Source organism: Robinsoniella sp. RHS (assembly GCF_001029355.1).
Lineage (GTDB): Bacteria > Bacillota > Clostridia > Lachnospirales > Lachnospiraceae > Robinsoniella > Robinsoniella peoriensis.
In genome coordinates, this window is sequence record NZ_JNGB01000063.1 from 19,091 (window position 1) to 33,120 (window position 14,030).

General features: G+C 43.8%; 13 protein-coding genes and 1 riboswitch. Of the genes, 11 read left to right on the forward strand and 2 right to left on the reverse strand.

Annotation, left to right across the window (positions count from 1 at the left end):
* Positions 1-8: 8 nt before the first annotated feature.
* From RHS_RS20185 to RHS_RS20205, 5 genes are all read left to right on the forward strand, one after another.
* A complete protein-coding gene (locus RHS_RS20185) occupies positions 9-1,073 on the forward strand; it encodes a uroporphyrinogen decarboxylase family protein (RefSeq protein WP_377144582.1) in 1,065 nt (354 codons plus the stop codon).
* Between the two features lie 27 nt (positions 1,074-1,100).
* Positions 1,101-1,286, forward strand: a riboswitch (cobalamin riboswitch).
* Between the two features lie 317 nt (positions 1,287-1,603).
* Positions 1,604-2,779 carry an ABC transporter substrate-binding protein gene (locus RHS_RS20190; RefSeq protein ID WP_138001709.1) on the forward strand — a complete coding sequence of 392 codons (1,176 nt, stop codon included), beginning with the start codon at positions 1,604-1,606 and terminating at the stop codon, positions 2,777-2,779.
* Positions 2,780-2,848: 69 nt separating this feature from the next.
* Positions 2,849-3,898: an iron ABC transporter permease gene (locus RHS_RS20195; protein ID WP_027292756.1), complete on the forward strand. Its 1,050-nt coding sequence runs from the start codon at positions 2,849-2,851 to the stop codon at positions 3,896-3,898.
* Entirely contained in the window at positions 3,898-4,668 is a 771-nt protein-coding gene (locus tag RHS_RS20200; RefSeq protein WP_047834182.1) for an ABC transporter ATP-binding protein, read from the forward strand. Before RHS_RS20195 ends, RHS_RS20200 begins: the two co-directional genes overlap by 1 nt.
* A 17-nt stretch (positions 4,669-4,685) precedes the next feature.
* On the forward strand, positions 4,686-5,009 hold the full coding sequence (locus RHS_RS20205) for a CGGC domain-containing protein (protein WP_274595922.1): 324 nt from the start codon (positions 4,686-4,688) through the stop codon (positions 5,007-5,009).
* 139 nt (positions 5,010-5,148) lie between these two features.
* Here RHS_RS20205 and RHS_RS31465 read toward each other — a convergent pair whose 3' ends face one another.
* Entirely contained in the window at positions 5,149-6,954 is a 1,806-nt protein-coding gene (locus RHS_RS31465) for a M56 family metallopeptidase (protein ID WP_395023087.1), read from the reverse strand.
* A gap of 11 nt (positions 6,955-6,965) precedes the next feature.
* Complete coding sequence (locus RHS_RS20215; protein WP_027292759.1) at positions 6,966-7,325, reverse strand: BlaI/MecI/CopY family transcriptional regulator; 360 nt, start codon at positions 7,323-7,325, stop codon at positions 6,966-6,968.
* A gap of 471 nt (positions 7,326-7,796) precedes the next feature.
* Here RHS_RS20215 and RHS_RS20220 point away from each other — a divergent pair, with 471 nt between their 5' ends.
* From RHS_RS20220 to RHS_RS31470, 6 genes are all read left to right on the forward strand, one after another.
* Positions 7,797-9,581, forward strand: a complete 1,785-nt coding sequence (locus RHS_RS20220; protein ID WP_047834183.1) for an ABC transporter substrate-binding protein — start codon at positions 7,797-7,799, stop codon at positions 9,579-9,581.
* A gap of 126 nt (positions 9,582-9,707) precedes the next feature.
* The gene (locus RHS_RS20225; RefSeq protein WP_047834184.1) at positions 9,708-10,709 is read left to right on the forward strand and encodes an ABC transporter permease; all 1,002 of its coding nucleotides are present in this window, start codon (positions 9,708-9,710) and stop codon (positions 10,707-10,709) included.
* On the forward strand, positions 10,699-11,559 hold the full coding sequence (locus RHS_RS20230; protein WP_047834185.1) for an ABC transporter permease subunit: 861 nt from the start codon (positions 10,699-10,701) through the stop codon (positions 11,557-11,559). The genes RHS_RS20225 and RHS_RS20230 overlap by 11 nt, the downstream gene beginning before the upstream one ends.
* Before the next feature lie 9 nt (positions 11,560-11,568).
* A complete protein-coding gene (locus tag RHS_RS20235; RefSeq protein ID WP_027292764.1) occupies positions 11,569-12,516 on the forward strand; it encodes an ABC transporter ATP-binding protein in 948 nt (315 codons plus the stop codon).
* Positions 12,506-13,120, forward strand: a complete 615-nt coding sequence (locus RHS_RS20240) for an ABC transporter ATP-binding protein (RefSeq protein ID WP_047834186.1) — start codon at positions 12,506-12,508, stop codon at positions 13,118-13,120. The genes RHS_RS20235 and RHS_RS20240 overlap by 11 nt, the downstream gene beginning before the upstream one ends.
* Positions 13,121-13,209: 89 nt before the next feature.
* On the forward strand, positions 13,210-13,332 hold the full coding sequence (locus RHS_RS31470; protein WP_255348096.1) for a hypothetical protein: 123 nt from the start codon (positions 13,210-13,212) through the stop codon (positions 13,330-13,332).
* The last annotated feature ends 698 nt before the right edge of the window (positions 13,333-14,030 follow it).

The window sequence follows — 14,030 nt, forward strand, 5'->3', positions numbered from 1 at the left end:
TAAGGCAGATGAACTGTTTAAGCAAGCAGCAAGTAAAAGACGTAATTGAAGGCAGAGGAGCAGCATCCAGACCGCCGATTCTCTATGATTTGTGGATCGGAGAGAATGTGTTTGGCTGGAATACAAAGGAAAGAGAAGCATGGCTTTCCGGTTATCCAAGAGATATTGAGGATGTGTTTCTGAACATTCCCGATCTGATTCATGCTCCGGCAGATGATCCGGATTACCGCTGGGCAGGCACAGATATGAAAGATATGGAGGAAAAAGGATGGGATGCCAGGATTTTAATTGAAGACTGGGAGAGCGGGGAAGCAGAAAAATTCTTTGAGACATTTCCGGATCCAGAGTATCCTGGGCTGATCCCGGAGAAGAAGCCCTCCGGAGAACGATATACCCTGGCAAGATGGTGGTATGGATTATTTGAACGCCACTGGTCGCTGCGGGGCATGGAAAATGCGTTGATGGATTTTTATTTATACCCCGATGAAATCCACCGCCTCTATCAAAAACTGACGGACTTCTATATACGGATTATGGAGAGAGCCTGCACGGAGATGAAAATCGACGGATTCTTTGTCTCAGATGACCTGGGAACACAAAACTCCCCGTTTTTTTCACTGGATATCTTCCGGGAATTCTTTAAACCCTATTATCAGCAGATATTCGGGAAGGCCCATGAACTTGGTACCCATTTCTGGCTTCATACCTGCGGAAACATTGAGTTGTTTCTTCCGGAGTTTATTGAAATTGGGCTGGATGTCATTCATCCCATACAAAAATATACCATGGATGAAAAAAGGATTGCAGCCTTATACGGAGACAAGATTTGTATTCTTGCGGGATTCGATGTGCAGCAGACGATACCTTTTGGAACACCGGAAGAGGTGAGAGAGGAAGTCAGGTATCTTCTGGATGCCTATTGGCGGGAAGATGGACGCTTAATGGTTACCATGGGGAACGGGTCAACGGAAGACTGGAAATTAGAAAGCCTTCGGGCGTTGTATGAAGAAACTGTGGGGTATGTTGGAATGTACGAAAGAACAAAAGTTATCAATACTGCAATTAACGGTTGACTTTATATCAAAACAGGGTGTAGAATGTACAAGCATAAAATATTAAGTGCCCGCTGCATGTGGGGTAAAAGGGAATTAGGTGTAGAATCCTAAACGATCCGGTCACTGTGATTGGTGAGCAAAGCCATAGAGAGCCATTGCATTTTTGTGAGAAGGCATGTCTTTGCGTTATAACCATAAGTCAGGAAACCTGCTTAATATAGGGTTGGTATCTTCCGCAGAAAGTATCCATTCCATATACAGAGAAATAAGTCCATCAATATTCTTTGAGTGTGTCTGAAAAATGCTTGTATCTACAGAACTCTGACTGATCTGTCCAGTTAAGAGGGGTGAATGGTGCAATTATTTTTCAGAGACACTCCGGTCAGGGCCATCAGATAAAGTTTGCCCGGATTTCTGAATATTTTATGTGGCTTTTAACAAAATGTCTGCGATTACGCGGGCATTTTTTTTGTTTAAAACAGATAAGTATTTTCTTTTTAAAATATGGGATATGCGGTGGTATAAATAAAAACAAAGGAGAAATTCAGATGAAAAAGAAATTAGCAGTTATCGCACTGGCAGGCTTAATGGGAGTATTGACAGCCTGTGGATCAGGAAATAGTACGGCAGCAACGCAGGCGCAGACAGAGGCAAAAACAGAAGCTGTTACAGAGGCGAAAACAGAGGCAAAAACGGAGACAGAGACTGCGGCACAGACCGATAATAAAGCGGGAGAGTCTTCAGAAGGTTCTACAGATGTATCCGGTGAATCTGAAACAGCAGCGCAGTCAGCATCAAAATCAGAGACAGACCATTATCCGGTGACAATCAGTACTTTCAATTTTAATAAAGAACCAGTGGAAGAGACCTTTACGGAAGCACCGAAAAAAGTAATTACGGCATGGCAGAATTCCGTTGAGACAATGCTGGCACTTGGGCTGGAAGATAATATTATTTCTATTATTGGAGTGAGCGAAGATGATATTTCGCCGTCTCTGCGTGAGGCTTATGCCAAAATTAAAGATAAGGAATTTAATGATTTCACGGATTCCAATGCAGCGATGAGCAAGGAAGCAGCCATTATGCTGGAACCGGACTTTATTCTGGCATGGAAATCCACTTTTTCAGACAAGTCCCTGGGGGACGTGGATTACTGGCAGGAGAATGGCGTTAATACCTACATGGCGCTGAATTCCAATGACATCAGTGAAAACAGAACAGTTGACAACGAATATCAGGATATTATGACCGTAGGAAAGATTTTTAATGTAGAAGACAAAGCCCAGGCACTTGTGGATGAAATGAAAGCGTCCGTAGACAAGGTAACCACAGCGACACAGGGCCAGGAGAAGAAAAAAGTCCTGGTTATAGAGTTCCTCGGCGACACCATCAGTATTTACGACAAAACATCTCTGGCGGGGGATATGGTAACCAAAATGGGCGGAGAACTGGTGGATACCGCAAAGGATATCAGCGCCGAGGATATTGTAAATTTAGATCCGGATGTTATTTTTACGATCCACATGGATGGATATGGAGAAGGTGCAGGTTCAGATGCGGTAAAGAGTATCACGGAAAATCCGGCTTACAGCAGTCTGAAAGCAGTAAAAGACAGCCAGGTATTCCCACTGAATCTCAGCGATGTTTATACAAGCGGCATTCGTACAATTGACGGCTTAAATGCGATTGGAAAGGCACTGTATCCGGAATTATATCAGGATTAACAGTGGTAGTAACCGCAATTACCTTAATAAAATCGTATCGCAGCGGCTGCGGTACGCAAGGGGGTAGTCATGAAAAATAAGGCATCTTATGCCACACTATGTATTTTGCTGCTGGCTGCATTGGCAGCTACTATTCTGACGGCGGTCACGATAGGCTCTACTGGCATTACCGTCCGGGAGGTTTATCAGATTGTCATGTTTAAACTTTTTGGGATCGGTGATGCAGCCAGTCTGAGCTCCGGCAAAATTCACGACGTGGTATGGTTTATCCGCATGCCCCGCCTGGTGCTGGCACTTCTGGTGGGAATGGGGCTTTCCGTCTGCGGCGTAATTATGCAGGCGATTGTGAAAAATCCGCTGGCGGATCCCTATGTGCTGGGAATTTCATCCGGTGCATCCCTTGGTGCAACTCTGTCGATTATGCTGGGGGTGGGAGTTGCTTTCGGAGCAAATACAGTGGGGATTATGGCGTTTCTGGGGGCTTTTGGCATCTCGGTAGCAGTGGTGATGATAGCAAATATAGGAGGACGGGCAAATTCTGTAAAACTGCTTTTAGCAGGTATGGCATTAAGTGCCGTCTGCTCTGCATTTTCTAATTTCATCGTCTATCTGGTTAATGACAAAGATAAAATCCAGACCGTCACTTACTGGATGATGGGAAGCCTGGCAGGTGCAAAATGGGAAAAGCTGCTGTTCATCGCACCTGTAATATTATTGGGAACCCTGTTTTTCTGGACCCAGCACCGCACTTTGAACCTGATGCTTTTAGGGGATGATGCTGCGGTAACCCTGGGTACAGATCTGCATAAATGGAGACAGTTATATCTGTTGATTTCTTCAGCCATGATTGGATTTGTAGTATACAGTTCCGGAATGATCGGTTTCGTAGGTCTGATTATTCCACATATCGTACGCATGGTTGTTGGTACCGACCATAAAAAACTGATTCCTTTAAGTGCGCTGCTGGGAGCGGTTTTTCTGATCTGGGCAGATGTATTATGCCGTGTTATCATACACGGCTCAGAGTTGCCGATTGGCATTCTGACATCCATGATTGGTGCGCCTTGCTTCATCTTTTTGATGGTTCGTAAAAAATATGGGTTTGGAGGAAATAACTGATGGAAATAAGTACAAAAGATCTTGAAGTATTTCTGGAAGGTACCCGGATCATAAAAGGGATGAGTGTAGAAATTAAAGATAAGGAATTTGTCGGTATCCTGGGTCCCAATGGCAGCGGGAAAAGTACACTTCTAAAATGTATTTACCGTGTGCTGCATCCGAAATCAGGTGAAGTGCAATTAAATGGTAAAGCAATTCAAGCCTACTCTGTCAAAGAATCTGCAAGAGAAATGGCGGTAGTGGCACAGCACAATTATTATAATTTTGATTTTTCTGTTCAGGATGTTGTCCTTATGGGGCGTTCACCTCACAAAAAGGCAATGGAAAGAGACAATGCGAATGATTTTGGCATTGTATTGGAGTCACTTGAAAAGGTAGGCATGAAAGAATTTCGGGACAGAAGTTTTTCAACACTTTCCGGCGGTGAGCAGCAAAGAGTCATTCTGGCAAGGGCTTTGGCACAGAAAACCAACTGCCTTGTTCTGGATGAACCTACTAACCATCTGGATATTAAATACCAGCTCCAGCTGATGGATATCGTCCGCTCCTTAAACCTGACTGTAGTATCTGCAATTCACGATCTCAATATTGCAGCCATGTACTGCGATAAAATATTTGTTGTGAAAGATGGAAAAATCGTAGCTTTTGGTACACCAGAAGAAGTCCTGACCAAAGAATTTATAAGAGAAGTCTATGAGGTAGACGTGGAACTGTTAAAAGATCAAGATGGGCTTTTACACATTTTATACAGACCGGGGTTTAAAAAATAATTATGAAAAAAATAGGAATGTTAAATTGCCTCAAGGCAAATGAAATATGTACAGGAGCAGCGTGTATGAAAGCGTTTTATGCACGCAGCAAATCATTTTCCCGTTACGCGAAAGAGGAAGCAGAGGTTGCTGTTTTTATGCGGTGCAACGGCTGCGAAAACGATCCGGCAACAGATAAAGGGATGCAGGAAAAACTGCAGCGCCTTGTGCAGGAAGGAATTCAGACCGTACATGCAGGGGTGTGTACAAAAGACCGGGATGGAAAGGAATGTCCCGTAATTTCCAGAATACTGGATATGATAGCAGAAAGCGGTATTGAAGTTGTACGGGGGACACATTAGATTTGGGATTTTAATGGCAGGTTTTAAATGATAGAGTTTTAAATAATTGAGTTAGAAATGATACAAAATGATGGAGGATGCGCAAAATATCATGTTGATTGATAGTTTGCGGCATCCTCTTTGCTATATATCAGATAAGCTATGAAGGGCGGTATGCACTGGTTTTCGTATAGGCTCCCGAAATTGTATCAGGTGAAGACGAAATGTTTAAAGTGTCACCAGAGAAGGTGAAACTGCAGGACAGACCACTGTCGGTGGTGACGTCATATTGGTTAACCGTATCTGTCATGATAAGCTCACCATAAAATTCGGATTCCGTCCCATCATTGTTTATGATGGTGCCCATGACATTTCCCCGCGCTGAGGTGTACCAGTCCGTATAAGAACTGATGCTTAATTTAATTGTCATGCCGTCTTTTGCCAGCTCATAGCTGCCGCTAAAATAATCCCCGGTATCTATCGGTTTTGTACCCGTACCATCTCCGTTTACCTCTGTGGCAACATTTTTTCCGTCTTTTTTATAGTAATGGACTTCAACGGTTTGATTCATTCTGACACCATCCGGTATGTTTATCACGGCATTGATTAATTCATATGCAACCTTGCTGTCTCCATGTCCCTCTTCCTGTAAGTACATGGTACTGCCTTCAATTCTTGTAACAAAGCCAGACGAGGTATACGAACTGGTTTCGGGGGGCACCGTCTGATTAGTTTCTGTTTTTGCTTCCGTTATGGCTTCTGTTTCCATGGGTTGTGTTTTTGGCGTTTTATTTTCATTCCCCGATTTCTTTTCGGAATCTGTAATTTTTTGATTCTGCCGGTCAGATTTTTTTGATTTCATATCGGCTGCCGGCGTTATTATTTTTTTCTGGTTTTCTGTCTGTGACAGGTCACTTTTGCCTCCGGTTTCTTTCTGGCTGTCGGAGGTTGCCTGGGCTTCTTCGGTATGTTTATCATTTTCGGAAGCAGAGGCAGGAATCTGATCATTGTCCGGTGAGATGAACCAAAATACGGATACAGCGGTGATTAATACAATCACGCATATAAAACTTATTATAGAAGTTTTTTTGTATTTCATAATTGACACAATCCTTTCTTTGATTACATTCTTACCAAAACTGCTGTGCAGAAAGGAGATTCCGGATTTGTTCCCGGCAAGATTAATCAGCGTAAGGGCATATTCCTGCCGCTGTTCTGCGCCCACCGACGTTATCACCTTTTCGTCACAGGACAGTTCCAGATCCCGGTTAAACAGAATCTGCATGATCCAGACAATAGGATTAAACCAATGGATACACAGGGCAGCCAGTGCAACGATCTTCCAGAGATTATCATGGCATTTTATATGGACAAATTCATGCTCCAATACAAACCTAAGTGCTTTGTGGTCAGTCAGGTCCATTGTACGTGGAAGTATAATTTTAGGCGAGAAAATACCATAAGTAACCGGTGTATTTACCCGGTCTGAAAGCAGGATTACAACCTTTCTTTTAAGCTGTTTTTCCTTCATCCAGTGGTTTAAGAATATATTGTGTTTTATGGGCAGTGCTTCCCGCAGCTTCCGATAGTCTCTATAGTATGCAATCATAAAAAATAGGGATAATGCAATCAAGCCGGATAACCATATGATTTGAAAAACAGGAATATTTTCCTGTTGTGAAACTCCCACGCCAGCCGGAAGATAAGTACCGGGGGTGCCTTTTATAAGTGGAAGATCCGAAACTCTCTGCTGAATAACCTGGTCTATTTGTTTTGGTACTGATGTAAATAAATTTGTTGTGATAAATTGAAAAGTGACAGTAAATGGAAAAAGGAGCCGCAATAAAACAATATCCCACAGTAAGACAAAAAACTTTTTTGAAATCCGGTTGATGGAAAGTGCCCGGACAACCATAATTCCGATAATCAATAATCCCCCTGAAATGCTCATCTGAAGAACATTCATATTTATTCACCTCATTTCAGCTTTTCGACTAAAAGCCGTAATTGTTCAACCTCATCATCTGTGAGGTTTTTACCATTTAAAAATGCGGCAAAAAATTGTTCCTTAGATCCGTCGAACATTTTATCAATTAATTCCGTTGTCTCATAATTCTGCGCCTGTTCTCTGCTGATCATGCTGCGGCACATAAAATTCGGTTCATAACGTTCAATGGCTCCCTTTGCAATACATTTTTTAATCACGGTATAAGTTGTGTTTCTGTTCCAGCCGGTTTCATCTTTTAACATTTTTGCTAGTTGTCCGGCGGAAAGATCACCTTCCTTCCATAAAATCTCCATTACTTTTAATTCTGAATCGAAAAGTTTCATATCCATATCTAAATACTCCTCTCACGTGACTACTACAATAGTTAACTATATTGTTATACTATCACAATAGTCACCTGAAGTCAATGACTATTGTAATAGTTATATAGTTTCTTTTTCGCAACTTATTTAAAATGGCTGATATAACTGTCAGCACGGGTAATTCAATTAATGGTCCAATTACCAATGCTAAAGAGATGAGGGGCTGATCCGGGAATGTGGCTACTGCAGCGATGTATCCTATCCCCCGGGTTGCCGTTGGACAGAAAAATGCAAAGTATAGGTAAGCACACATTCCTTACAAGGGATTACAGGCAGTTATCAGAACGGAGAATTGCCTTTTTTTCGAGTTTTTCTGCTATTTTTATTTCCCTCTGGCATATTACTTATAAATAAAAAAAAGAACCCCAGGGGGAGCTTGTGTGACATATTGTTTATAGATATAATGGAAAAACACAACAGAAATGGGAGGAAATACAAATGAAAAAGAGAATGAAAACGGTCATTGCGCTATTTTGTATGGCAGCAATCTTATCAGGCTGCAGTGGTTCAGGCGATTCGGGAACAACTATCGCTAAGCAGAATGATAAAGCAGCACAAGGGCAGAGTACTGAAAGTCATAGCACCGGAGACAAAAATACCGGGAGCCAGGGAAAAGACAGTCAGGATAGCGGCATTCAGAGTTCCGAAAGCCAGGGTACCGAAAACAAAAATATGGAAGCGGGAGAGAAGGAAAGCAAGAAGGGTGATGACACAGACACTTCTGCAAAATCAGAAATTACTGTTGGTTTTTCTAATGATACGGATAGCTGGGATCCATGTACCGGATTTGGTTACACTGGTTCACCTCTCTATAGTACACTTGTTAAAATCAACGGAGATAATAAACTGGAGAATGATCTGGCTTCCGATTACAGTATGAGCGAAGACGGATTAACCTGGACATTTAAAATCCGGGATGGCGTTAAATTTACAAACGGAGAAGAACTGAATGCATCCGATGTTGCATTTACTTTTAACACAACAAAAGAAAAAGCCACTTATGTGGATTTGACAATGCTGGATAGCTGTACGGCGGTTGATGATCATACGGTAGAATTCAAACTCAATAAACCATGTGTGACTTTTATCTATACGTTGGCAGGAGCGGGTATTGTACCGGAAGATTCCTATACCGATAATTTTGGGATGGAGCCAATTGGATCAGGACCTTATAAATTAACCCAGTGGGATAAGGGACAGCAGTTCATTTTTGAAGTAAATGAAGACTATTACGGGGAACAGCCGGAAATTAAAAAAGCGGTGTTTCTTGTGCAGGAAGAAGATGCCCGCTTTGTAGCTGCCCAGTCAGGTGATGTGGACATTGCACTTACATCAGCAACGCTGGCAACTACGCAGATTGACGGTATGCAGGTGAAATCGGTAGACTCCGTTGATAACCGCGGAATTACAATGCCAACTGTACCCGATGAAGGAAAAGTTACGGAAGACGGATACAAAATCGGTAATAACGTAACTTCCGATCTTGCAGTCAGAAAAGCTATGAGTTATGGAATTGACCGTGTAAAAATCATTAGTGAGGCATTGAACGGTTTTGCAAACCCGGCGTATTCTGAATGTGACGGACTTCCCTGGTGGAACGAAGAGGATAAAATCGATACCGATATTGATTATGCCGTAAAAGGTTTGGAAGATGCAGGCTGGATTGATACAGATAATGATGGAATCCGCGAAAAAGACGGGTTAAAGGCTGAATTCAATCTGATGTATTTTGCAGGAGATTCCATGAGGCAGGCAGTAGCCATGTCTGTTGCAAACCAGGCAAAAGATAACCTTGGAATTGCGATTAATGTTGAAGGTGTAAGCGCAGATGACACCGTGAAGAGAATGTTCTCCGAACCGATGATCATGGGCTGGGGATCGGACAGCCCGATGACTTCCTATATGTTATTCCACAGCAGCAATGCCGGAAAAACTGATTTCTATAATCCTGAATTTTTTACAAATGAAACAGTGGATAAATATCTGGATACAGCTATGAATTCAAAGACATTTGAAGAATCACTGGAATGGTGGAAGAAAGCACAATGGGATGGGACAACCGGTACCTCCATGCGGGGTGAGGCACCCTGGGCATTCTATGTGAATATGTCGCATCTGTATTATGTAAAAGATGGACTGGATATTGGTAAACAGAGGATCCATGCACATGGCGCCGCATGGCCATTGATTGCAAATCTGGCAGAATGGAAATGGAATTCATAATGAAACTTTACGGGGACAGGCGATTTAGCCGCGTCCCCTAATTGCGTTAGTGCGGGACCTCAGGGGTGTGGCATACTGGACGCTATACATTATATTTATGGATATAAATTTTGGAAAAAAGGAGAAATGAAAGTGGGGAAAAAGAGATTTATTAAGACTACCTGCCGCTATATGGTCAGGCTGATTACACTTTTAATTGCAATCAGTATCATAAGCTTTATTCTGGTAAGTATGTCGCCGGTGGATCCGGTACAGCAGTATGTGGGTGCTGTACCAAATGTAAGTATGGAACAGAGAGAGAAGATTGCCCAGTACTGGGGACTGGACAAGCCGCCTGTAGAACGGTTTGGTATCTGGGCGAAATCTCTGCTCCAAGGGGATTTCGGGACCTCTCTGATCTATAGAAGACCGGTGCTGGATATTATAGGGGAAAAGTTTGCGGCATCCCTGGCGCTTATGATTACTGCATGGCTGCTATCAGGAATTATCGGATTTTCCATCGGCTGCGTGATGGGTGCGTTTAACGGAAAATGGCCTGACAGGATCTTAAAAAAGATCTGTCTGACTATGTGCGCTATTCCCACCTTCTGGATTGGAATTGTACTGCTGATGGTCTTTTCGGCTAAGCTGGGATGGTTACCTATGGGAATGAGTGTTCCAAAAGGGGTGCCGTCGGATCAGGTCACGATCTGGCAGCGCCTGCACCATCTTATCCTGCCGGCGCTCACACTCAGTTTTTTGTCATTTGCCAATATTGCACTGCATACCCGGGAAAAACTCACAGATGTATTGGAAAGCGATTACGTTCTTTTTGCAAAGGCGAAAGGGGAGTCCCGGTTCTGCATTCTAAAGAGACACGGCCTGCGCAACATTATGCTTCCGGCAGTAACCATGCAGTTTGGCTCCTTTAGTGAATTGTTTGGCGGGTCGGTGCTGGCGGAAACGGTATTTTCCTATCCGGGACTGGGGGCAGCGGCTTCCGCAGCAGGCATGGGATCAGATGTGCCGCTGTTGCTGGGAATTACGTTATTCAGTGCAGTTTTTGTATTCACGGGAAATCTGCTTGCAAATATAATTTACGGAGTGGTAGATCCGCAGATCAGGGAGGGATATCAGAGTGAACAATAGTGTAGCTGAGAGAACTAAAGTAAAAAAGATTCGCATAAACCGCAGAACACGCACGATTATTACAATCATTGTTATCTTTCTTTTTATACTGGGGGTATATCTTGCGGGGACTTTTATGAGCAATGATCTGATACAGGCAGATTTTTCCCAAAAAGGACTGAAACCATCCTTCAAGCATCCATTTGGTACAGATTTATTGGGTAGAGATATGTTAGTGAGAACGGTAAAAGGTTTGTCAATCAGCATTGTAGTTGGGACAGTTGCATCCACAGTCAGTGCGGTAATTGCATTATTTGTAGGGGTGGCTGCGGCATCCGGTTCCACCCTGCTGGATCATTTTATTAACTGGCTAATTGATTTAGTCATGGGAATTCCCCACACAGTATTATTAATTTTAATATCATTTGCCTGCGGAAAAGGATTAAAAGGTGTTCTGATCGGAGTTGCAGTAACCCACTGGACCGGACTGGCGCGTCTGATTCGAAGTGAAGTACTTCAGATCCGGTCCCAGCAATACATAGAAGTATCCAGAAGGCTTGGTCATTCCAGCAGATGGATTACAATTAACCACATACTGCCGCATATGGTTCCCCAGTTTATCATCGGATTGATCCTGATGTTTCCCCATGCTATCATGCATGAATCTTCCCTGACATTCCTGGGATTTGGGTTGTCACCGGAACAGCCGGCGATTGGAATTATTTTATCAGAATCCATGAAATATATTTCCACCGGCATGTGGTGGCTGGCATTTTTCCCGGGACTGATGCTGGTTATCATTGTTCTGCTGTTCGACAGGCTTGGTGAAAATTTAAAGAAAATCGTGGACCCATACAGTGCACATGAATAGGAGGTTAAAATGTCTGTAAAAAGTGATTCACTCAGAGAGCCTGTTCTTCAGGTAAAGGATTTATCAGTTTCTTTCCACATGTATGATACCGGTCTGGAACAGTATGACCTGAAAGTTATTTCGAATTTAAGCCTGGATGTAAAGCCTGGGGAAATCGTAGCAATAGCCGGATCCAGCGGTTCGGGAAAAAGCCTGCTTGCCCATGCAGTTATGGGGCTTCTCCCGGAAAATGCTGCAATATCCGGTGAAATGTTATATAAAGGAGAAATCCTAACACAAAAAAAGAAAGAAACACTGCGTGGAACGGAAATTGCATTGGTGCCCCAGTCGGTAGCTTATCTGGACCCGTCGATGCGGATTGGTTCCCAGGTTTTGGGAGAGCATCCGGGGGCAGAAAAGAGAAATGCACAAAAAGAAGTATTTGAACGGTTTAAACTGGACGAGAAGATAGAAAAGTATTATCCGTTCCAGCTGTCGGGCGGGATGGCACGAAGAGTCCTGGTTTCCACGGCAATCATCAGCGGCGCACAGCTGATTATCGCAGATGAGCCAACACCCGGTCTGGATCTGGAAATGGCATTGGAGGCACTGCAGTGCTTCCGTGAAATGGCGGACAGCGGGAAATCCGTAATTTTAATTACCCATGATATTGACCTGGCATTTCATGTGGCAGACAGGGTAGCTGTATTTTATGCAGGAACAACGGTAGAGATGGCACCATCCTCCGATTTTATCACAGGACCATCGGCTCTGCGACATCCGTACTCCAAAGCGCTCTGGAACGCGCTGCCCCAAAACGGATTTGAACCAATACCGGGATTTCAGCCATATGCAAAGACCCTTCCTAAAGGATGTCTGTTTTCACCAAGATGTCCATTTCGGACGAAGGAATGTGAAGAAAAAATACCTATGCAGGAATTGCGTGGGGGAACTGTGAGGTGTATTCATGCAACTTGAGGCTAGAAATGTCAGTTTTCGATATCATGAAAATGCTCCCTGGATATTAAAGGATGTGAACCTGAAAGTGGAAGAAGGAGAGCGGGTAGGGCTGGTGGGTCCCAGCGGCTATGGTAAAAGTACACTGTTACGGTTGATGGGCGGATATTTAAAGCCGGATCAGGGAGAGATACTGCTGGACGAAAAACCAATGACTCCCAAAGGCATCTGCCCGGTCCAGCTGATCTACCAGCATCCTGAAAAGGCAATTAATCCCAGATGGAAGATGAAAAAAGTACTGGAGGAATCCGGCATGTTCCGGGATGAGGTGATGGAGGCGCTGGGAATAGAAAGCAAGTGGCTGGGTCGATATCCCAGGGAATTATCCGGGGGAGAGCTGCAGCGTTTTTGTGTGGCAAGATCCTTATTTCATGGAACACATTTTTTGCTGGCAGATGAAATGAGTACCATGCTGGATGTGATTACCCAGGCGCAGATCTGGAAATTAATGCTCCGGGAAGTGGAAAGCAGGAATCTGGGGCTGCTGATGGTAACCCATAATAAAGCTCTGGCTGAACGGGTTTGTACAACTATTATAGATTTGCGTGATCAGAACACGCTCTAGTATTACATTGAACAGGTTGTACGGGGAAGGGACACTATTGTGTATTATATATGGGTTTAGCTGATTAGGACGCTTTGTAGATATAGGTAATGTACGGAAAGATGGGTGTGGGAAACTGGCATGGGCTCCGTCAGCTGGCAGCAGAACTGGTATTTTCTAACCTTTCCGAAGCGCTTTTTGGCGGCACGCGGGCATTCGCTCCGAAATCCTGATGCATTTCGCAGCTCACTGCCCGCTTAGTATCCGATGGGAGCCAGTCGAATACTATCCGCCAAAAAACACTCCGAAAAGGTAAGTAAATACTCAGCTCTGCTCTACGCTTCCTCCGCCCATACCAGTTTCCCACACCCATCTTTCCGAGATCCAGTTTACTGCCACAAAGCTGGTTTTCTCAGCCTGGTGGAGACCCCTGGGCTGTGACGGTCTATTCGTTTTTGGATGCAGCAGAGTGTGTTACGGCAGTTCAGTATGAAAGGGGGATGATAAGACGAAATTTTACCTGCTTTCCTGATCACAAACTTAACTGGATGTAGGTACTAAAATCACAAATATACTGCAGTAGAATTTAGAGACAGTTCAGAATGATAACATCCAGCTGGTTTATTGGTTTTTATGTGATATGTGATCTAAGCCAATAACGTCCGGCATGCCACACGCCCGGGGTCCCACCCTGCTGAGAAAACCAGCTTTGTATCAATAAACTGCATCCCGGAAAGAGAAGGGGGCGGACCAGGACATTGGTTTTGAAGGCGTATAGCAGAGCTGAGCATTTACTTACCTTCCCGAAGTGCTTTTTGGCGGATAGTATTCGACTGGCTCCCATCGGATACTAAGCGGGCAGTGAGCTGCGAAATGCATCAGGATTTCGGAGCGAATGCCCGCGTGCCGCCAAAAAGTGCTCCGGGAAGGT

What these genes read in the sequence shown, in the direction of transcription:
- RHS_RS20185 (WP_377144582.1), top strand. Translation starts at nt 9, where the DNA reads ATGAACTGTTTAAGCAAGCAGCAAGTAAAAGACGTAATTGAAGGCAGA.
- RHS_RS20190 (WP_138001709.1), top strand. Translation starts at nt 1,604, where the DNA reads ATGAAAAAGAAATTAGCAGTTATCGCACTGGCAGGCTTAATGGGAGTA.
- RHS_RS20195 (WP_027292756.1), top strand. Translation starts at nt 2,849, where the DNA reads ATGAAAAATAAGGCATCTTATGCCACACTATGTATTTTGCTGCTGGCT.
- RHS_RS20200 (WP_047834182.1), top strand. Translation starts at nt 3,898, where the DNA reads ATGGAAATAAGTACAAAAGATCTTGAAGTATTTCTGGAAGGTACCCGG.
- RHS_RS20205 (WP_274595922.1), top strand. Translation starts at nt 4,686, where the DNA reads ATGTTAAATTGCCTCAAGGCAAATGAAATATGTACAGGAGCAGCGTGT.
- RHS_RS31465 (WP_395023087.1), bottom strand. Translation starts at nt 6,954, where the DNA reads ATGAATGTTCTTCAGATGAGCATTTCAGGGGGATTATTGATTATCGGA.
- RHS_RS20215 (WP_027292759.1), bottom strand. Translation starts at nt 7,325, where the DNA reads ATGGATATGAAACTTTTCGATTCAGAATTAAAAGTAATGGAGATTTTA.
- RHS_RS20220 (WP_047834183.1), top strand. Translation starts at nt 7,797, where the DNA reads ATGAAAAAGAGAATGAAAACGGTCATTGCGCTATTTTGTATGGCAGCA.
- RHS_RS20225 (WP_047834184.1), top strand. Translation starts at nt 9,708, where the DNA reads ATGAAAGTGGGGAAAAAGAGATTTATTAAGACTACCTGCCGCTATATG.
- RHS_RS20235 (WP_027292764.1), top strand. Translation starts at nt 11,569, where the DNA reads ATGTCTGTAAAAAGTGATTCACTCAGAGAGCCTGTTCTTCAGGTAAAG.
- RHS_RS20240 (WP_047834186.1), top strand. Translation starts at nt 12,506, where the DNA reads ATGCAACTTGAGGCTAGAAATGTCAGTTTTCGATATCATGAAAATGCT.
- RHS_RS31470 (WP_255348096.1), top strand. Translation starts at nt 13,210, where the DNA reads ATGTACGGAAAGATGGGTGTGGGAAACTGGCATGGGCTCCGTCAGCTG.